Source organism: Kovacikia sp. CALU 1929 (assembly GCF_056784235.1).
In genome coordinates this window covers 87,621-107,511 of record NZ_JBXBCF010000097.1, presented here as the reverse complement: position 1 = coordinate 107,511, position 19,891 = coordinate 87,621, and the positions used below count along the sequence as shown (strand labels likewise).

General features: G+C 50.0%; 17 protein-coding genes and 1 other RNA gene. 11 read left to right on the top strand and 7 right to left on the bottom strand.

Features of this window, described 5'->3' with window-relative positions; genetic code table 11:
• Positions 1–15: 15 nt before the first annotated feature.
• A complete protein-coding gene (locus AC1S52_RS27225) occupies positions 16–777 on the bottom strand; it encodes a hypothetical protein (protein WP_482032183.1) in 762 nt (253 codons plus the stop codon).
• Between the two features lie 308 nt (positions 778–1,085).
• The gene (locus tag AC1S52_RS27220; protein ID WP_482032182.1) at positions 1,086–2,129 is read right to left on the bottom strand and encodes a fatty acid desaturase; all 1,044 of its coding nucleotides are present in this window, start codon (positions 2,127–2,129) and stop codon (positions 1,086–1,088) included.
• Positions 2,130–2,480: 351 nt separating this feature from the next.
• Here AC1S52_RS27220 and AC1S52_RS27215 point away from each other — a divergent pair, with 351 nt between their 5' ends.
• Positions 2,481–2,849 carry a DUF6464 family protein gene (locus AC1S52_RS27215; RefSeq protein WP_482032181.1) on the top strand — a complete coding sequence of 123 codons (369 nt, stop codon included), beginning with the start codon at positions 2,481–2,483 and terminating at the stop codon, positions 2,847–2,849.
• A 19-nt stretch (positions 2,850–2,868) separates the two neighbouring features.
• On the opposite strand, the gene fmt is transcribed toward AC1S52_RS27215, so the two are convergent.
• On the bottom strand, positions 2,869–3,873 hold the full coding sequence (gene fmt, locus AC1S52_RS27210) for a methionyl-tRNA formyltransferase (RefSeq protein ID WP_482032180.1): 1,005 nt from the start codon (positions 3,871–3,873) through the stop codon (positions 2,869–2,871).
• A gap of 823 nt (positions 3,874–4,696) precedes the next feature.
• Between fmt and AC1S52_RS27205 the strand changes: the two genes are divergently transcribed.
• Complete coding sequence (locus tag AC1S52_RS27205; protein WP_482032179.1) at positions 4,697–5,407, top strand: hypothetical protein; 711 nt, start codon at positions 4,697–4,699, stop codon at positions 5,405–5,407.
• 13 nt (positions 5,408–5,420) lie between these two features.
• On the opposite strand, the gene AC1S52_RS27200 is transcribed toward AC1S52_RS27205, so the two are convergent.
• Positions 5,421–6,869 carry a DUF4335 domain-containing protein gene (locus tag AC1S52_RS27200; RefSeq protein ID WP_482032178.1) on the bottom strand — a complete coding sequence of 483 codons (1,449 nt, stop codon included), beginning with the start codon at positions 6,867–6,869 and terminating at the stop codon, positions 5,421–5,423.
• Positions 6,866–7,561: a DUF3038 domain-containing protein gene (locus AC1S52_RS27195; protein WP_482032177.1), complete on the bottom strand. Its 696-nt coding sequence runs from the start codon at positions 7,559–7,561 to the stop codon at positions 6,866–6,868. The genes AC1S52_RS27200 and AC1S52_RS27195 overlap by 4 nt, the downstream gene beginning before the upstream one ends.
• A 204-nt stretch (positions 7,562–7,765) precedes the next feature.
• Here AC1S52_RS27195 and psbP point away from each other — a divergent pair, with 204 nt between their 5' ends.
• The 7 genes from psbP to ssrS all read left to right on the top strand — a co-directional run bounded on the left by psbP (position 7,766) and on the right by ssrS (position 13,676).
• On the top strand, positions 7,766–8,341 hold the full coding sequence (gene psbP, locus AC1S52_RS27190; protein ID WP_482032176.1) for a photosystem II reaction center PsbP: 576 nt from the start codon (positions 7,766–7,768) through the stop codon (positions 8,339–8,341).
• A 109-nt stretch (positions 8,342–8,450) separates the two neighbouring features.
• Positions 8,451–9,155, top strand: a complete 705-nt coding sequence (locus AC1S52_RS27185; protein WP_482032175.1) for a Maf family protein — start codon at positions 8,451–8,453, stop codon at positions 9,153–9,155.
• A 191-nt stretch (positions 9,156–9,346) separates the two neighbouring features.
• The gene (locus tag AC1S52_RS27180; protein ID WP_482032174.1) at positions 9,347–10,447 is read left to right on the top strand and encodes a protein kinase domain-containing protein; all 1,101 of its coding nucleotides are present in this window, start codon (positions 9,347–9,349) and stop codon (positions 10,445–10,447) included.
• A 115-nt stretch (positions 10,448–10,562) separates the two neighbouring features.
• Positions 10,563–11,048 carry an allophycocyanin gene (locus AC1S52_RS27175; RefSeq protein ID WP_482032173.1) on the top strand — a complete coding sequence of 162 codons (486 nt, stop codon included), beginning with the start codon at positions 10,563–10,565 and terminating at the stop codon, positions 11,046–11,048.
• A gap of 482 nt (positions 11,049–11,530) precedes the next feature.
• Positions 11,531–12,109, top strand: coding sequence for a DUF924 family protein (locus AC1S52_RS27170; RefSeq protein ID WP_482032172.1), 579 nt, complete (start codon positions 11,531–11,533; stop codon positions 12,107–12,109).
• A 123-nt stretch (positions 12,110–12,232) separates the two neighbouring features.
• A complete protein-coding gene (locus tag AC1S52_RS27165) occupies positions 12,233–13,408 on the top strand; it encodes an alpha/beta hydrolase (protein WP_482032171.1) in 1,176 nt (391 codons plus the stop codon).
• Positions 13,409–13,491: 83 nt separating this feature from the next.
• Positions 13,492–13,676, top strand: a non-coding RNA gene (gene ssrS / locus AC1S52_RS27160) — 6S RNA.
• 116 nt (positions 13,677–13,792) lie between these two features.
• On the opposite strand, the gene AC1S52_RS27155 is transcribed toward ssrS, so the two are convergent.
• Both AC1S52_RS27155 and AC1S52_RS27150 read right to left on the bottom strand, forming a co-directional pair.
• On the bottom strand, positions 13,793–14,191 hold the full coding sequence (locus AC1S52_RS27155) for a hypothetical protein (RefSeq protein WP_482032170.1): 399 nt from the start codon (positions 14,189–14,191) through the stop codon (positions 13,793–13,795).
• A 154-nt stretch (positions 14,192–14,345) separates the two neighbouring features.
• Positions 14,346–17,105: a DUF3536 domain-containing protein gene (locus AC1S52_RS27150; RefSeq protein WP_482032169.1), complete on the bottom strand. Its 2,760-nt coding sequence runs from the start codon at positions 17,103–17,105 to the stop codon at positions 14,346–14,348.
• Between the two features lie 537 nt (positions 17,106–17,642).
• Here AC1S52_RS27150 and cax point away from each other — a divergent pair.
• A complete protein-coding gene (cax, locus tag AC1S52_RS27145) occupies positions 17,643–18,779 on the top strand; it encodes a calcium/proton exchanger (protein WP_482032168.1) in 1,137 nt (378 codons plus the stop codon).
• Positions 18,780–18,872: 93 nt separating this feature from the next.
• Positions 18,873–19,889 (top strand): aromatic ring-hydroxylating dioxygenase subunit alpha, encoded by a 1,017-nt coding sequence (locus AC1S52_RS27140; RefSeq protein ID WP_482032167.1) that lies wholly within the window; start codon positions 18,873–18,875, stop codon positions 19,887–19,889.
• Positions 19,890–19,891 lie beyond the last annotated feature (2 nt).

Below are 19,891 nucleotides of genomic sequence, written 5' to 3'. Positions count from 1 at the left end.
TCGAATGGCAATCGGTCAACTGGTACTACCCAGGGATTTAATGACCTCTCTACCATTCTGCTGTAAAACCACGGCGGGTTCCGCTCCTGCCAGGATTCGCTTAACAAGTACCCTCCCATTAGCTAAATAATCTCCAGTTTTGACGTAGCGACTGGTTGGGGAACCCGGTTCTTTCACAATCACCGTCCATTGCCCTTTGACCTGTAAAACTCCAGTGACTTCAATCGTTTCGGCAAGACTACTGGGGGATGATGGCACGACAGGTACCCCCATAGGCGGAAGCGGTGTCAGGGTAGGATTGCCAGGAACCGCCAGTGGCGGCAGAGTACTGGGATTCGCCGCGATCGGCACTGTTGGCAGAGTAGAGATTGGAGCTAAGGGTCTTTGAGCTAAGGGTGGTAGCGATCGCCCTGTAGCAGGTGTTGCCTTCGCTGCCACAGGAAGAGCCAGAGGAGGAGTCGCAGTCGCTTCAAATGGGTTTTGCCTTCCCGTTGTGATGGTTGGCACTCGACGCGCTGCATTTGTCGGCTTTAACAGTCCTGGCACGGCAGGAACTTCAACAATGGCAGTCGGGCTGGCAACCGGATTTGGAAAACTTTGAGGGCTGGCAGACTGAGGATTAGCCGTTTGAGGATTAACAGCCTGAGGTGAAGACTGTGCAGCATCTCCCGGTGCTAACTCCGAGGGAACCTGCGCTTTTTGGCTTTCTGGCGCATTGGAACAACTCGCCAAAAACACCAATGTGCCCAAACCAGCCATCCAACTTCCACTTTTCATGGCAACTCCTCCGTGACTCTGGGTTTGAACTAAGCCCAGGATAGACGGAATTTAGGAAAGTGGCGCACTGTTGTTGGGAATTGAGAGTTGGGAGTTGAAAGTTGAGAGTTGAGAGTTGAAAATTAAACCGGGTAGTCGGTAATGGCGGTGTGCAACTTAGCAGCCAAGATCCCCGGTGTCTTGCTGAAATTCATTGAATTGGTTGAATGATCTTTCCAGACACCGAGGATCGGTCGATTGTTGCACATCACATAACCAACAACTAACAACTCCTCACCCCTCACCCCTCACCCCTCACTCCTCACCCTTTACCGCCCATGAAACTCCTGAAACGACTGGTAGTTCCGCTCAGGATGGTACAGATGGCAGCGATCGGTAATCTGTTGCATCAGCGACCAGGAGAATTTGCACTCATAGAGGTAGCTAGCCCAGTTTTCCTGAAGGCTACGGTGTGCCATCCGCAGGTTGTAGGACGGAATTGCCGTGGAGAGGTGATGGGGCACATGTACATTAATGTGATGGCAAAGGAACTCTACCCAGGCAGGATATTCGCAATGCACAGTCCCTGACAATTGAGCTTTTGCCTCATCCCACTGATCTGGTTCTTGAAAACCAATTTCAGGTACAGTGTGGTGCACCAGGGTAAAGGTGCTCATCCAGAAATGGAAGACTAACCAGGGTAACAGCCAAAATTTGACAAAGCCCCAAATTCCCGTAGTTGCGATTAGAAGAGGGAATGCGATCGCCCCAAACACCAGCACACTCCCAATCGACAACCGAATTTTCGCCCGATCTTTGGGTTCAAAATTAGCTAGATTAAAATGTAATCCAACCCAATGGGCAATAGACCCGACCCACCAAATCTGCCCCCTCAATACCCGGTAGCTCCATCGCCCTAGCCAGCCTAAACCTTGATAAAACTCTGGTCTAAAAGGCTGCCATGCATTGTCTACATCCATCTTATTGGTGTGCTTGTGATGGTGATTATGCAGAATGCGCCAGCTATGGAAGGGATAAATCAGCGGCGACATAAAAAGATGCCCAACCAGATCATTTACCCACCGTCGTTTTGCAAATGAACGATGTCCACAATCATGCCCAACCACAAAAAAACCAGTCAGCGCAGTTCCGGTAAAGATCCAGGCGATGGGCAATAGAAACCAGGGAGCTATAGCCAGACAGAAGTACCCCAAGCCAACCATCAATACACTCATGAGGGCAGATAGCCACGCTTTTCGCATATCTTTCTGAAAGCACTCTTTAGGTAGCGTTTTCAGAATGTGTTTCAGTTGGAGCTTAGGAGCCGATAGAGTGGATGGCAAATCGTCGGGCGCTATTGTTGTTGCTGTCATGAACGATGTATTTCCTCCGTTTGTCAGAGTGAAGCGTTAAAGGCACACAAAAAAAACCTGCCGTAAAAGGAAATTAGCAGGCACACTGAGCTAGTTCGACTGCAAATGGATGTAGAGCACAGCCTGATTGATAGAGGCAATGCCCTCTTTATTTCAGTTACAAAACTTTAGTATCCTATCACACCTCAGGAATGACTTGACTGGCTCAAGGCTCAGTATCCCTATCCCTATAGGTTTGAGCCAGATCCACACTATTTGTAGAGTAGGCCTGAACACAATCCAAAGGGGGGAAGCTAAGTTACCAGGTAAGGTACTATCGAAGAACCATGTGTAAGCTACATAACACTTGTCATGGAGCAAAATTCTTTGCCGACGGAGGTGATACTTACCCATCCACCTCGATCACTGGGTAGCGTTTGGTTGGATTGGGCACCTCAACCCGGTGCTTACCTTGATTTAGAGGGAGCCACCTACGCGGTGTTAGAACGTCGTCATCGCTATCAACTCAAAGCAGGACGGTATCGGCTTCATAAGATTTCTCTTTATGTGCAGGCGGCTCAACCTCCCTCAGAACGGAGCATGATTGATGGACGCTGGGTTTTGGGTGAGTTAAGTTGTCGGTTTAATGCTCGTTCTGAGTTGATCCGGTGCGCTGTCAACCCTGGGGGACCGTGTATGGGTTGCCGTTACTATGAACAGAGCCATAGTGTAGATGAGTAAGGAAACCTGGGCGTTCTGGTTAACTGCTGGAACCCAGAATTTCTCCAGGAGAGAGGCGAGTCCCATTGGCAAAATCCCAACCAGACTGGGGGCGTTTTCCAGGTAACTGAACTTCCCTCAAGAGTAGAAATCCGTGACCTGTTTGCACAATCGGTCCCAGCCCCTTAATAACGGTAGTAATTTCACCAGCTTGGGCAGTTTGAACGACAAGTCTAGACCAGTTTTCTTCTAACCTCCGAATATCTAAGGGTAACTTTGCCCAGTAATCCGGGCCCAGCGGAGCAGTGGCAGTAATCTTAATGTCATTCTGGCGGAACGTGGTTGTGCAGTTCGGGTAAAATCCGCGAATTTGATTATGGAGGGCGATCGCCTCCCGTTTCCAGTCCAATCCGTAATCTTCTTTCTTAATCAACGGCGCATAGGTAGCCTGATCGTTGTCCTGGGGCAGAGGATGAATGGTCTGTTGTCCCAGTCCTAACAAAGTTTTAACCAGTAGATCGGCACCTACCTCCGCCAACCTTGCCGCTAACTCGTAAAAGTTTTCTAAGAGGGAAATGGAGGTTCGAGCTTCCATCAGCATTGGTCCGGTGTCCATGCCAGCATCCATGAGCATCGTGGTGATCCCGGTTTCTTCCTCGCCATGATAAAGACTCCACTGAATCGGAGCCGCGCCCCGATACTTAGGCAAAATCGAGCCGTGGGCATTGACGCAACCGAACCGGGGCATGTCCAGGATTTCCTGGGAAAGAATTTGTCCATAGGCAACCACGACAAATGCATCGGCATCAGTTGACCGCAGCTTATCCAGGGTTACAGCATCTTTCTTAACACTCTTTGGTTGCCAGACCGGCAAGTGATGGGCGATCGCCACTTCTTTCACTGGAGCAGGGGTAAACTGATTGCCCCTTCCGCGACGTTTGTCTGGCTGGGTCACGACTGCCAGCACATTAAATGCTGTGTGTGTCAGTAACCGTTCTAAACTGGGGACTGCGAACTGAGGAGTACCAAAGAAGATGAGGTTCATGGGCAATGGGAGGCTACAACATTTCCTGAATTTTGAACGCTGACTTTTGAATTCTTAGCTTAAGTTTGTGTTTCATAAGGTTGAACGCTTAAAAACATTAAAACTCTTGGAAACTTCCTGAGATCGCTTACCCAAACTGGCGTTGGCTGTTATACATGAAGGTAAGGTTTTGAGCCTGTCCTGTTGATGGTTTTGCAATTAAGCTTATTATCAAAAGTTTGCTCCTTAAATTGAGCTAGGTTAAAACCTTTAAACTCCCACTTTCAACCGTCTATAGCAATTCTCAAACAAATGAAGTACACCCTATGCCTTGTAACAAGGAGCTTAAGCCCCTTGCCTGTACCTTACTAGAAGCAGAAACGCTATAGGTCCCCCGCCTGGAGCTACAGCCATTTTCATTTGGGCATGCCACACCGATCTATTGTTCGCATTCATCTAAAGGGATCGCCTGGGGGCACTCGTCTGAAAACCGCTGTCAATAAATTGGTCATTCTCCAGGCTGGTCAGCCAGTAAGGGTGAGGCTGAGTTAACTCAACAGGGTAGCTCCCCTGACAGGAACATCATTCTCTATAACTGGAATGGTTACTGAGCTTTGATCCCCTGAGGCTACAGGTCAGCTCTCGTTATGAATGAACGTCAGCTCATCATCAAGTCAGGTCGAGAATCGAGAGTGGTTGATTAACATTAGAGCCAGATTAGAGTAAAAAATAATTTTTTTGCTATCCTGTCCTGGTATTTACACACCCTATAAAGTCCGTTCTGGCTAACCATCGCTGGTCGGATCTGATTTTTTGCTTTCGGTTTTTTTGAGTAAACCTTTTTATGTTTGAACAATCGGTACAAATTGATCCCCTCAATAGCCCCCATCCAGTTCCCTGGAACTGGGTTCTGGCAACCCTGGATGATACAACATCGAACCAACCTGTGAGTCATGGTTTAGAAGCCACTGCAAGTTTGCATTACTACCGAAGTCAGTCCCTACTGTCACCCGATAGTCGGTATGCCGCCTATAGTCGAATTCAAATGCATGTTTATCCTGAGTTTTATCGCAGCCAGGTGAATAGTGTGTTGTTTTTGGAGAACTTAGAGACAGGAGATTTGCAGGCAGTCACTCCAACTTCACCACTGGCAGATAACCCTTTTCTCTCAGATGAGATGGTATCAGGGGGCAAAATATCAATTGTAATTCCTATCGCCTGGTCAAAGGAAGGCGATCGCCTTTTAGCACGAGCGTTTGAATCACTCTTTGGTTCTGATGTTGCCTCAGATTATGCGGTGATAGTAGACCGCACATTTAACCAGATCAGCACGGTTGCACCGACTGCAATTTCATACACTACGGCTGTACTACTTGGCTGGAGCAATGTTCATCCGGGTCGGGCACTGTTTCAAGCGGGCAACCTGGGAGAAGCAGAGTGGCACCTGTGGACTGTAGATGCGGCTGGAAAAACGACTCTGGCTGAGGGCGATCGCCCCATCGTTTTTGGTCAAACGGTCAGCAACGTCTGGATGGGTCCTCAGGTACAAAAGTAGGTCAGAAGCCGCCTTACTCTGGTTGCCACCCTCGCCAGGGGCTTATTTCTGCTGCACCACCTGGTTTCAAGACGACCTTGAAGATCGCGTGGGAGGTGTTAAGGGGTCCCCCCCCCTCATCTGCTGGTTTGCCCAGTGTTCGGAAGGGAGTTTCCTGGACATAGTTATAAGCAGGCGGGTTGTCTGGCTTGTAATCAGCAATGCTGCCATCCTCATTCACCCGTACTCGATAGACCAGCTCTGACTCGTAGGTCGGCTTCAGATCGGTTGAGTTGTCGTAGAACTGGTCCTGGAGTTGTTCCAGAAGTTGTTCCAGGCGAGCATTATCAGTAATTTCAGTCCCCCCGTTTTTGCTGATCGGAGTCGCCATTGCCTCTTTCCAGGGGGCAACTTCTGCAACCCCACTGGGAGTAAACACAACTTTATATTCCGCGATCGGCTCAGATGGAGAACGACTCCCCCCTTGAGCAGGAAAAGCAAGCAGGGCAATCAGGGGGGTTTTATTGGTGTTGGTTAATGCCGCCTGATTCACAGCTTTATAACCCACAATTTTTCCATCTTTGCCAACACCGACGTGGTAGACCAGATCTTGGGTAACCGCATCACGGGTATTCCATGCTTCGTTAATTTGCTTCCGCAGATTCTCCCGGAGAGCCTCAATTTCACTGGAGTCCGTAATCTCTGGAGCATTGGTCAAAACCGCTGCCAATGCCGCTGGATTGGGGGAAGCGCCTGGGGCAGGACTGACATTGGTCTGGGGAGTGGGGGATGGTGAGCTACCCGCCGCCGGAGAAGGACTGGCAGTTGGGGAAGTCTGGGCATCTGGAGTGGTGGTGCAGCCCGGTTCGCCTGGTCGCAGACAGTTGGGTTGGGTGATTTTGGGAACAGGCAAAGCAAAAATGGCGATCGCCGCCAGCGCCACACCCGAAACCCCCAATGCTGCCGGTACCGCCTGTTTTGCTACCACCTCACTAGTACGGATGTAACGCTTTGACAGAGGTTTAAGGTTTAAGGTCAGATCGGGTAAGGTTTGGGTATCGGCAAAAAGCTGATCCACTGCCTCAACCAGGTCAAAAAGCTGCACTGTGGTCAGATTGATCTGACGAGTAAGTTGGGCTGCAATTCCAGAACCGGGAGTTGCCCCCTCAGGCAAGACACTCAGGCGATGATGATTACTGTCAATCCGCTCTAGCTGTACGAGCGAGGTATTTTGTTTGGGATGACTGAAATCGTGCATACCACTCAAAATTTCCTGAACATAGTGGCTAACCGCAGCGACCAGGCTTTCTAAAAAGTCCCGTCCACCTGACAGTGGCTTTTCCTGCCCTGGAAGATGGCACTCTGCATTGATCAGGACGGACATCAGAGGACGGGCATCGGACTGATTCGCCAGGGAAAGATCACCCAATCCCTCAAGCAAAAGCGTACAGTTTGGCAGACGATACTGTCGTTGAATAGTCATCCCACCTCTCCATCAAACAAGCTAATCCAAAACCGCTGCATTCCGTAGGTGCCTGTGCAAAACAGGAGTTGGGTCAGCAATTTAAGCGCCAATTCATCCAGCTTCTCATCCGAGTTGTAAACCGCAACCGCGGCACGGCGTGGATTCATGCGAGATCTAAAATGGGCACGAAACCGCTCCAGATATTCCTGTAAACGGAAGTGATGCTCCATTGATAGCTGCTTGTCACTCAATTGCTGATATGCCAGCAATAGCTGGCGAATGAGTACGGTGAGCCGCCGAGCCAGGTAACAACCCACCACAACCAATGCTTTCGCTTCTACCACAGTCAACGATCGCCGCTGATTATTACGCCGGAGAGGATTGGTACTGCGCAACCGCCACAGGGCGACCCGGTTTTTAATGATGCCTTGAAGCTCCAATTCGTGCGCCATCAGCAAAATGGCTTCTGAACCACTAAGATCCAACGCCTCTATCGCCAGCAACATGAGGTCAATCTGCGTCATCGCCCGTCGGGGACAAGATTCATCGGCGATCGACGGGCTGGGCAAACTGTCAAGAATCAAAGGGGTTGACTGGGCAGGTAATTCGTTTGACTGCATCACATTCACAGATATATCCACACCATGCGGCTCAGTAATCAACAAAACATTAAGTTCATCATTCCCCAGGCTCACGACGAAACCAGGCAAAATTGATGATCCAAGCTGTGCAACCTTATAGTGTACGATTTCTCCACTTTTATTACATTACGCTGCAAATTTCGTTTTGGGGGGCAGGGGAGTGAGGTGTGCCCCTCACCTTACCTAAACTCGCCTACCGATAGTAACAATTCGTCACTGAGATGGGAGAATTTATGATAGATAAGCGCTCCGAATTTATGTAGGGCGATTTCGATGGACACTGCGAAGGAGAAATTTCGAGAGATGCTCAAACGGTTGGTGGCAACGCTGTTATTAGTGTTTGCTTTAAGTTTGCAAGGCTGTGTTTCTCCCGTCAGTGGCTTAAAGAGCTACGTAGACAGCACGGATGGATATCAGTTCCTTTACCCCAATGGTTGGTTGCCAGTAAAAGTTAACAGCAGCACTGGGGCTGATATAGTCTTCCACGACATTATTGAGCAAAGTGAAAATGTCAGTGTAGTGATTAACCCAGTATCGGACGGCAAACAACTAACCGAACTGGGAAGTCCTGGTGAAGTAGGCTATCAGCTTGGGAAAACCGCGATCGCCCCTCCTGGCTCTGGGCGCGAAGCCGAACTGGTCAACGCAGAATCCCGTGAGTTTGGCGACAAGACCTACTACACCCTGGAGTATGCCGTGAAAGTGAACGGGCAGGAGCGTCATAACCTGGCAAGTGTCGCGGTCAGTCGGGGCAAACTCTATACTTTCAACGCCTCCACCACCGAAGATCGCTGGGACAAGATGCAGGATATGTTGAAGCAGGTCATCGATTCGTTTTCGGTGTATTAACAAGGTGAGGAGAAAGGGGTGAGATTCACTGGTCATTGGTCATTGGTCAGTAGCCTTTTGCTTTTCCCTTCTCTGCCCTTCTCCGCTGCCCCATTCCCTCCGCTGCCCCATGAACACTCCTCGTTTTGTCCTTGCCTCTGCTTCTCCAGCACGGCAGCGATTGCTGCGATCAGTAGGAATTGATCCGGTGGTTCAACCGAGTGATTTTGATGAATCGCAGGTTCAGTTATCTGACCCAACAGATCTGGTGCAAGCACTGGCACTGCGGAAAGCAGAAAGGGTAGCAAGGCGAGTACACTCTTCGGATTTGCCAACGCTGGTGATGGGATGTGACTCGGTGCTGGCAATCCAGGGTGAGATTCATGGTAAACCGGCAAATCCAGAGGAAGCGATCGCCCGCTGGCAGTTGATGCGGGGACAAATTGGGGAACTCTACACCGGACATGCGCTGATCGAGATTCAGCAGAAAGATGAAAGCGGCAGGATCAAGGATGAAAAAGAAAATTCAGTCTTTAGCCTACCCTTCGGGAACGGCACAGCCCTACATCCTTCATCCTTTCAAATGTTGGTGCGCTGCCAGATGACAAAGGTGCATTTTGCTGAGGTGAGAGATCGCCAGATTGCGGCTTATGTGGCAACCGGAGAACCGCTCAGTTGTGCCGGATGTTTTGCCCTGGAAGGGAAAGGTGGATTGTTTGTAGAGAAGCTAGAAGGCTGCCACACTAATGTGATTGGGCTGAGTCTTCCTTTACTCCGCCAGATGTTGGATGAGTTGGGGTTTGAGGTAACCGATTTTTGGCAGCCAGAACTTTAAAGATTTGCCCCAGAAGCTTGTGTTTCTTTCTAGACTGGAAGCAAGCTGTGGGGGAAGTCGAAACAAGAACTTAGAGGCTAAAGAGTCCAGAGTAAAAATCCAACACTCTTTCTAACTCCTGTAGCTCCCTCTACCTCTTCCCTGGCTAAACTTCAAAGCTCGTTGATGAAACTTTAAGTTGTGGCTGTCTGATGGATCGTTCACTGGCAGATTTGGCTAAGTATCGCGCTGATGCTCTGGATCAGACCCATCTGGGGCGGCTGTGTGGTTCTCCGCAGCGGTTTCGCGAGCGCTACGAAATTCTCAAAACTCTTGGCAGAGGTGGGTTTGGTATTACCTTTCTGGCGCGGGATGGCTTGCTTCCAGGGCAGCCCTTCTGTGTGATTAAGCAGTTATGCCCCAAGGTTAGCGACCCGGCGGCACTTCATCAAGCTCGGAAACGATTTGAGCAGGAAGCCAGAACGCTGAGCAAACTGGGAAGCCATGCCCAGATTCCACGTCTGTTGGAGTATTTTGAAGAGGAAGGGGAGTTTTACCTGATCCAGGAGTACGTGCGGGGCAGCACCTTGACCAGAGACGTAAAGCGTTCGGGTCCCTTTTCTGAAATGGTGGTCAAGCGGTTTTTGCTAGAATTCTTACCGCTTTTACAGTACGTCCACGATAACCACGTCATTCATCGAGATATCAAACCCCCTAACATTATTCGGTGCAAAGATGATGGCAGGCTTGTATTAATTGACTTTGGGGCAGTTAAGGAAAAAATAGCTCAAGTCACCGATTCTTGCAGCATACGCCACTCCAGTACTCAGTTTGTCGGTACGATTGGGTTTTCTCCTCCAGAGCAGCTTGCCTCTCGCCCAATCTATTCCAGTGATATCTATGCGCTGGGAGTGACCTGCCTCTATCTCCTATCTGGCAAGCCACCGGCTGAATTTGACTATGAATTTCTGACTGGGGAAATTCGCTGGCAGGATCACATTACGGTGAGTGAGCACTTTGGTAATGTGCTAACCAAGATGCTAAAGGTATCTCCTCGCGATCGCTTCCAATCCCCTAAAGAAATTCTGCGGGTGTTGGAATTAGAGCCGTACCTGGACAATTTGGTTTATTGCATGAATGTCAACCCGAAGCCCTTTCCCCGTGAAAGCGCGATCGCAGAGGATTACATTCCGCCAATGATGCGAACGGCAATGGCAATCCGAGACTGGCGGGCAAAGTTAAAAGCTCGCCGAATCCAGGGCGATCGCTTCTATCCTCAAATGACGTGCAGCAGTTCTGGACACCCAAAATAAAGCGCTACTTTTTTAACTTTTGTAAAGTTAATGAGGGGGTTTCCCCCATTCCCCCTTCCTTTGTGTCCCCTTGAGTCGCTAAACTACTGAGAGATATCCAGACACAGCCATAATCATGAGTGTAATTAGTCAAGTCATTCTTCTAGCTGACGACGAACTGCGCTATCCAACCTCCGGCGAACTTCAAGGACTGACAGACTTTTTTAAAACGGGTGAACAGCGGACTCGCATTGCGGCAACGCTGTCTGAAAATGAGAAAAAGATTGTACAAGAAGCCAGTAAGGAACTTTGGAAAAAGCGCCCTGATTTCATTGCTCCCGGTGGCAATGCCTACGGTGATAAGCAGCGCGCCCTTTGCCTGCGTGACTATGGTTGGTACCTGCGCTTGGTCACATACGGTATTCTCTCCGGCAGTAAAGAGCCGGTTGAGGCGATCGGCATTGTGGGAGCGCGGGAAATGTACAACGCCCTGGGTGTACCCGTTCCCGGTATGGCAGAGGCAATTCGTTGCTTGAAAGCCGCTTCCCTGGGACTCCTCTCCGCTGAAGATGCGACTGAAGTCTCCCCCTACTTTGACTATATTATTCAGGCGATGTCTTGAATGTAGGAGACAGAGTGTTGAGTACCAGGTACAGGGTATCGGGTACAGGTAAAGGCTACAGGGTTTATTTGAATTTTGACCCCACGGATAGTGGAAGTATTTTGCTTGTTGTTGCTTAATACTGTCCTGTCTGTGGGGTCATTTTTGGAAAGGGGGGGTGCTGAATAGCAGTATGAATTGAAAGTCTTCAATTCATACAACTCTCAATTCATACCCAAAATCAGCAACGCCTTTTTTGGAAATGAGTTTGGAGCAGGTATTAGGGGGATGGGGATGAAGGATGGGGATGGGGATGGGGATGGGGATTGAAGCAGCGGAAGGGCATTGAATATGAGGGGTTCTGCCCTGCGCCCTAATTTGTTGAAAGATCACTCAAATTCAGTAGGAAAAATAAAATAGCTCCAGTGTAGCTAGTACAGGATGCCAAAAGTAACCGAGAAGCACGAACAACCAGCAACTACCAACTAACAACTACTTCCCCCATGCCTCAACCTGATGACATTCTGAACTTCTGGTTCGATCGCCTGCCCAATGAATCTGGTACAGGAGAAGCCCGCAAAGTCTGGTTTTCAAAAGACTCGGAGTTTGACCGGGAAATTTCAACTCGTTTCGGTTCAGCCTATGAGCAGGCAACAACAGGGGAGCTAGACCATTGGCAGGAAACCCCAGAGGGGACTTTGGCAATGATTCTGCTACTGGATCAGTTTCCCCGCAATATGTTTCGGGGCTTGCCCCAGTCTTTTGCAACGGATGGTCAGGCATTGGTACTGGCTAAAAGGGCGATCGCTCGTTGTTTTGACCAGGCGCTTCCTCCTGTAAAACGCTGGTTTGTTTATCTGCCTTTGATGCACAGTGAGAACTTGTCAGATCAACACCAGTGCGTCGAATTATTTCGTCCCCTGCAAGATCATCCCGATGTGGGCAGTGCCTACACCTATGCCGAAAAACATCGGGTCGTGATCGATCGCTTTGGGCGATTCCCGCACCGAAACCAAATTTTGGGGCGAGCAACCACACCTGATGAAAAAGAATTTCTGAAACAGCCTGGTTCGTCTTTCTGACGGTTTGATCGCTGTTCAAATATCCAATGTTCACGTACCGCTTTTTCGAGTACCCCTGTTTCGATTGCCCCGTTTTCAAGGGCCCGTGTTCAAGTGAATCCATAGCCCCAGGAGCGACTTGTCATGATCAACCACACCATAATTCCGACTGCCGATCAGGTCAATCAGGCGAAACAAGCCATTGATGCTTATATTCACAGCATTGACAGCCATCCGGAACGCCGGGATGGTGCCTATCCGTACTACTTGTTTCACGAACCTGGACAACCCATTCGTGGCACGGTCATGGTCTTCCACGGCTTCAGTGCCAAACCCCATCAGATGTGGCGACTGGCAGACTACCTGTTTCAGAATGGGTTTAACGTCTATCAATGTGGGGTTGCGGGTCAGGCTTTTCTAAATCCAGCAAAGAATTGGCCCCAGGTTGACCTCAAACCCGAAATTGCCGACCCGCTGAAGCAAAAGATCCAGAAAGACCCGGTGTTGCAAACTTTTTTTGCCAACCTTGCAAAAACAGATGGTGGCATCGGGCACCCCAACCCCTTACAGCAAATGGCACTGGTGGCTCGTCTAGTCGCCCTTGAGCCGCGATCGCTCGACATCATCCGTTCCATCGAGTCGCCCAACAATCCCGACTTTGAAACTTACTTTACCTCCAATCATATGGAACTTCTATCCGGTGCTGAAGCACGGTTGGATGAACTGGAATCGATGCCGGGACCCGTTTACACTGTTGGGCTTTCGGTAGGAGGCTCAGTTGCCCTGGGGCTAGCATCTGCCCGTTCAGAGCGGATTGAGAAGGTGGTTGCCTATGCCCCGCTGCTCAAAGTTTACGGGCAAAGCAACCGCAAATACATCAACCTGGCAGGTCCGCTTGACATTAAAGAAACTGGTTGGGATCCTGACCTCCAATTTCCAGTTGGCTGCTTAACAGCGGTTGATCGATTCGGCTGCAACTATATTATGAGTCCCAACGCGATTCGTGCCCTTCGAGATACCCCCATTTTCATGGTGCTGACAGAAAACGAAGATGCGGCAGACATTCAGACCAACCAGGACTTTTATGAAAAGACCGGCGAAGAGCAGCAGGGCAACCGCTACTACTTCTATCGGGCACAGGATTTGGTACCTCACCCAATGGTTGATCCAACCGAAATCAGTCAGGGCATGAGTAACCGCTTCTGGCAAAGTCTTTATCAGGAAACGTTCCGCTTTCTGACAACGGGTGAAGTGGATGAGCGCAATCTGGGTAATCTGGAACAAAATTCCGATCTCCCACAGGTTGCGCCAGTCAGCTAATGCCGCCCTTTAAAGAGACGGTCAGCAGCATCCTTGCTTGCCACCTATGCAGATTCGCAAATCAACCGCTAAAATAGGGGAAGGTTCTACTACGACGTTGGTGACTGCCAATAATGTTTTATGATCTATGTCTTGTCACTAAGGGAACCTTAAACGTCTGGCAGCAGTAGACCGGGCATGTACCCGGAAACTTTAAGCCAAGACAACTGGTGCCCACCTGGTTTTAACCAGGTCAAAAACTGAGGTAAGACGGCGTTGTGGGGAACTTTAACCGAATTTGACAAATAACTTAGAAAGGCTGAATCATTGACATGATTCAGCCTTTTTGATTTTGCACAGAAGCAGAAGTGGTTAACTACTGCTGACTAATTAAGCTGCCATCAATTACAGGGAGCAGACTGCCTTATCACTTGCATTCAACTTCAGCCGCCCTTCGGAACCGCCGACAACAAAGGGAACTGACTCGTCACCCACAACCCTCACCAGAATAGGTTTAGACTTGAGGCACTCGGACACTGATTCGCCCCACTTAGCAAGATCGGTGCCGTACTGGTCAGTCAAAGGAGTATTGGTCGTAATGCTTTCGTCTTTAGCCACTCGAATATCCATCGGCAGAGTGTATTTTGCCGTCAGAACTGGGGGAGTTGGCAAAACTTGGGAAGGGACACCGGAAATCGTCTCGTCTGGAAGAACTGGCGTTTCAGCCGTCTGTGCCGATGCTGGGAGGGAAGCCCCCATCAACACAGCGGCAGCGCCGAAAGCAGACAAAACACGCATTTTCATTTAATTCAGCTCCTCGCATCAATCGTGATTACAATGTGACGTGATTACCGTGTTAAAGCGAAGGGTAGGATCCATCACTAATTTTAGTTAACCCTATCTACTTTACGCTTTTTACCCAGGATAGGCGAGTACTTCTTCGCCATAACTTTAAGAATTAGCCCGATAACTCGGCTAACAAACTGTTCACATCAACTGCCAGTTTTTGTCCCAGGCGCAGCAGAGAACGGAGGTGAACGGTTTGAATGGAAGCGTTTGAGGCGGAAGCAGTTCTGGCTTGTGTCACTTTCACCTGGTTCAGGACTGCGGGAATAATCCAGCTATTTAAGCAATAGAAGTAAAGCTCCTGTGCCTGCGCGAGGGATAGCCCCAGATTCATTTGCTGTCCCAGGTCGATCAGCCGCTCTAGCCGATGCCCATCGGCTTCGCAGGTGGCAGGATCAAAATTATGTAGAAGTTGCCACAGCGATCGCAGAATCAGCCGCTCTAAGGTTTGTCTGGCTTCGGGCAGATTAATCTGGCAGCGCATGTGAGCTGATTCAGTGGCGATCGCCTCCAATTCTGCCAGGTGGTTTAGCCCCATCTGGTTTGGCTCAGAGGATAAATCACTGCTTTCCTGCTCCAGGGCACGGATAGAGAGTAAAACCCGGTGACTGAGGGCGATCTCAGCCGCCACCTGAAGCTCCTGCGGCACGGGCAGATCGTCGCGGTGGAATGCCATCAACACGCCGTAATTGTCCCGATAGACCTGGGTATAAAGTTGATCCAGACGGGTCAGCGTCTCCTGGGTCAATAGCTGCATGATCCGGTGGCGTTCCTCGGCAAACAGACTTTGCAAGCTGTAGGACTGATTGCCAAACACCTGGCTCATTGCCAGGATCGTTTGGGCAGCACTGGCTCGTTGCAGTGGCTCAAACAGGCGCTCTTTCATTGAGCTGTAGTCGCGCCGTCCAGAGAAGGGTTGGATGCAGCAGTGAAAGTCCCAGCCGCCCAGGTGCAACACAGCAAACACCAGATTGGCAGTTTCCCGCGTAATCTCCGAAGTCAGTTGGAGTTGCCCAACTGCCAGAGTCAGTGCGCCCATCCGCTGAAGCTGATAGTCCACTTGATGAGCGGTATAGCAGTAAACAGATTGCTCTTTAGCAAAGTTCGTGAACAGGGAACTGATGGCATAGTGGGCAGCGACCTGCTCCAGGCTGATCTGAGCCGACTTCACAAGCTGGCGATACACTTCAGCCCCATGCTTGAAGCAATCCACATTACTGGGTGCTGTTCCCAGACGTTTGATGAACGCTTTTTCTAGCTGGATGCCAGTCACATCTCCAGCAAGTTCCAGTGCCCTGGCAGCATAGCGAAGAATCTGAGTCCCTTCTGGGCGGGACAGTTCTTCAAAAAACCAGCCGCAACTGGTGTACATCAGCAGAGCATGACGCTGCATTTCCAGCAGGCGCAAGGCATCGGTTCGCTCTGCGGAGTTCAGTCTATGAGCCTGGTGGCGATTAAGAAAGGCAGTAATCGTTGAGGGCGTGCGATCGCGAATCACCTGGATATATTCATCCCGTGCCAGCCAGGGATCGCGGAATACCTTTCTGCCTGCCTCTTCATAGACCTTAATCAATTGATCCCGCAGCCAATCCAGGGCATCTCGCAGGGGACGCCGCCACTGCTGGTGCCACCCGCCGCCGCCACCGCAGCCACAATCATCCTGCCAGCGATCGACTCCGTGGGCACAGCTCCAGGCAGTCACAGGCTTGAGTTCTACTTCCCAGGTCGGCGGATTGAGCGAAAGGTAATGGGCAAAGTTGGTCACGGTCCAACCCCGCTGAGGAAACTCGCAAGCAAAGCTGTATGCCAGACATTTCTCAGTCCCACCTTTGTGGTGCCCAAAGGTTTCACCATCGGTTGCTACTGCAATCAGTTGCGCTGGACGATGATCACCCCGAACTGCCTGCCCCAAACGACTGGCGAATTGGTAGGAATTGCTGAGGGCGCTGTCATCAAATCCCATATCGCGGGAGATGGGACCGTCGTAGAAAAAGATGTCGATGTAAGGAAGTGTGCGGTGGGATCTCGGTTCGCCCGGTTCAGGTTCCGATCCCCTCAAATAACAGCGGTAGGGACGGGTGGGATCGATTTGGCTACCTCCCACTTCAATCCATTCAGGGTGAGGATTGTCAGCCAGGATAGGGCGACAGCGCTGTGCCTGGGAAGGAGCCAGAATGATAAATTTGATCCCTTCTGCCACCAGAGCTTCCAGAGTGGCGTAATCGATCGCCGTTTCTGCCAGCCACATGCCTTCGGGATCACGCCCAAAGCGGGACCGGAAATCTTCCTTACCCCAACGAATCTGGGTAATCTTATCGTGATCATTTGCCAGAGGCATGATGATGTGGTTATAAACCTGGGCGATCGCGTTTCCATGCCCATTCAAACGCTCACAGCTTTTGCGGTCTGCCTCCAGGATGCGCTGATAGGTTTCCAGATCGTACCGCTCCATCCAGTTCATCAGTGTGGGACCGATGTTAAAGCTGAGAAACTCATAGTTATTGATGATCCCCGTCACTTGCCCGTGGTCATCCATCACCCTGGCAAAGGCGTTGGGGCGATAGCACTCGTAATGAATCTGCTCATTCCAGTCGTGGAAGGGAGCAGCGCTGGGCTGGCGCTCAATCGCGTCCAGATAGGGGTTTTCCCGAGGAGGCTGGTAGAAGTGACCGTGAACTGTAATGTAAACCCCCCTTGCCGTTTGTAGGGGATCGCTGGCGGGATCGGCAGTAGTACCTGACTGGGACGATTGTCTATGGGTTAAGAGAGCAGAACCATTGCCTTTATGAACCTTCGCATATTCGGCAATTGCCAACTGAGCCGCTAGAGACTGGCTTGAAGTGGCATCAGAATTCGTATCAGATAAAGTCATAGAAAAAGTTCCAGAAGGGCAGAAAGACATGAAAGAACTGCTTCAAGCCGTTGCGGCTGAAGCCATTAACGAAAAAATCAGGAAACCGTTGCAAGGAAAATCGTCACAAAAAGGCAAGAAGATTTAGGGCTGAACAGCAGGCAGCGATACCAGGTGCTGGGTTGTAAAGCCGAGGATTAGAAATTAGAAGGGGTAAAGCCTGACGGGGCGATCGATGCAATGTAAACCCCAAAGTTGAACTGAAAATTGACTATGGCTCAAAGGTAGAGTGACAGGAATGGAATCGTTCTCAATCGGTTTTGAGTCCAGTGCGTAAAACTCTTGTCAGGGGCGATTTTAACGCGAATCATCAATACAATCATCAATACTCTGGTTTCCAGCCCCATTCGGTTGACCGTACCATAACTGATTCAACCGCAGATTGTAGACAAAATTAATCCTGCTTTAAGGGATCACAATAAGACTTTGTGATTTCGACAACAAATGAAATAATTTGATACACAGTAACGCTGGACATGTAACCAGCATCCATGTCTCATGTCCTTCAAAAGCATCTTTTCCCTCAAAAACCTTATTTTTATTGGCTTTTTAGTCTTTATTCCAATCTCAATTACAGCCCACTTTTTAGGATGGGGATCGCTGACGGTATTTGTGACTGCTGGGTTGGGGATCATTCCCTTGGCAGCTTGGATGGGCACCGCAACGGAAGAAATTGCTGTGGTTGTAGGTCCATCTTTAGGAGGATTGCTGAATGCCACCTTTGGCAATGCAACTGAACTGATCATTGCCCTGGTTGCCCTCAATGCTGGACTAATTGATGTGGTCAAAGCCAGCCTGACAGGTTCAATTATCAGCAATCTGTTGCTGGTGATGGGATTATCTATGTTTTTGGGTGGTCTGCGCTATAAGGAGCAGGAGTTTCAGTCCGTGGTGGCGCGGGTGAATGCCTCATCCATGAATCTAGCGGTGATTGCCTTACTGCTGCCAACAGCGGTTGACTACACCTCGGATGGAATTGATGAAGCCACGATTCAAACTCTATCAGTGGCGGTCGCGATCGTCCTGATTCTGGTCTACGGTTTAAGTCTTCTGTTTTCCATGCAAACCCATAATTATCTTTATGAGGTTGGGGTTGCTGAATCCGCCCAGGCGGATCGGGTAGAAGATCAGTTGATTGAGGATGTGTCAGAACCAAACCCTAGTCTTTGGCGCTGGATTGCAGTGTTGCTGTCAGCGACGCTGTTGGTGGCGATCGAATCTGAACTATTGGTTGGCACTCTGGAAGCAGCCACTGCCCGCCTGGGATTAACTGCTCTGTTTACCGGGGTAATTCTGCTGCCGGTGGTGGGTAATGCTGCCGAACATGCCACCGCCGTGACCGTCGCACTAAAAAACAAAATGGATCTGTCGGTGTCTGTGGCAGTCGGTTCCAGTATGCAAATTGCGTTGTTTGTTGCTCCCGTGCTGGTGATTGTGGGTTGGTTCCTGGACAAACCAATGGATCTGGACTTTAACCCATTTGAACTGGTGGCAGTGGCAGTGTCGGTGTTGATTGCCAATTCGATTAGCTCCGATGGGCGATCGAATTGGTTAGAAGGGGCACTTCTATTAGCGACTTACACTGTATTGGGGCTGGCATTTTATTTCCATCCCGTGATTGAGGGAATTGGGTAAGGTAGTTAGCAAACCGCTACCTCAATTACTGTTTCAGATTGATCATTCCTTTAAAATCTGACGGTTTCCCTTGCAGCGATCGCCTCCTTATCTATGCTGATCACAAAGCAACCTGTTCTGAAGCGGTTCTGGTACCCCGTTGTCCCTGTCGCGTCTCTGCATTCTGGTCCCCAGGCATTCACCCTGATGGGGGAACCGCTGGTACTGTGGCTGGATGGGGAGGGGAAACCGGCGGCAGTGAGCGATCGCTGCTGCCATCGGTCAGCCCAACTATCGAAAGGAAAGGTGGTGGAAGGCAACATTCGCTGCCCCTATCATGGCTGGTCATTCAATGGGGAAGGAACTTGTGTCAAGGTTCCCCAGTTAGAGAAGAGCACCATTCCCAAAAGCTATCAGGTGAGTGCCTACCGCTGCCAGGAAAAGTACGACTATGTCTGGGTCTGTTTAGGCGAACCGTTAAATACCATTCCAGAAATTTCCGAATCAAACGATCCCCGTTTTCGCCTGATTCACGAGTTCTATGAAACCTGGAATGCCAGCGGTCTCAGAATTATGGAAAACTCCTTTGACGGTGCCCACGGTCACTTTGTCCATGCGACTTCCTGGGGGGATGAGAGCAATCCTGTGCCACCGCCGATTGATGAAATTGTGGAAACCGAAACCGGGTTTGTCATGAAGCATTGGGTGCAGGTATTGAACCCAGACATGCAAAAGAAAAACCTGCGAATTGCTGACGAAACAACGATTCGGACTAATGAACGTTGCTGGTATATGCCCTTTGCCCGCACCCTCAAAATTCATTACCCGAATGGCTTGATTCACCTGATTTTTAACGCGGTGACTCCCATTGATGACAAAACCTCCCAGATCATTCAATTTTGTTTCAGGAATGACACGGAAGCGGAAGCCAAAGCGGATGATGTGATCGCCTTTGACCGGATTGTGACCCAGGAAGACCGAGAAGTTCTGGAAACAACCGATTATGATGCTCCGCTAAATATCCGAGCAGAACAGCACATGCCTTCAGACAAACCAGGCATTCTGATGCGTCAACGGCTGGCGGCTCTGCTGAAAGCGCATGGGGAAGTTGAACAACGACGGAAGGATTGATG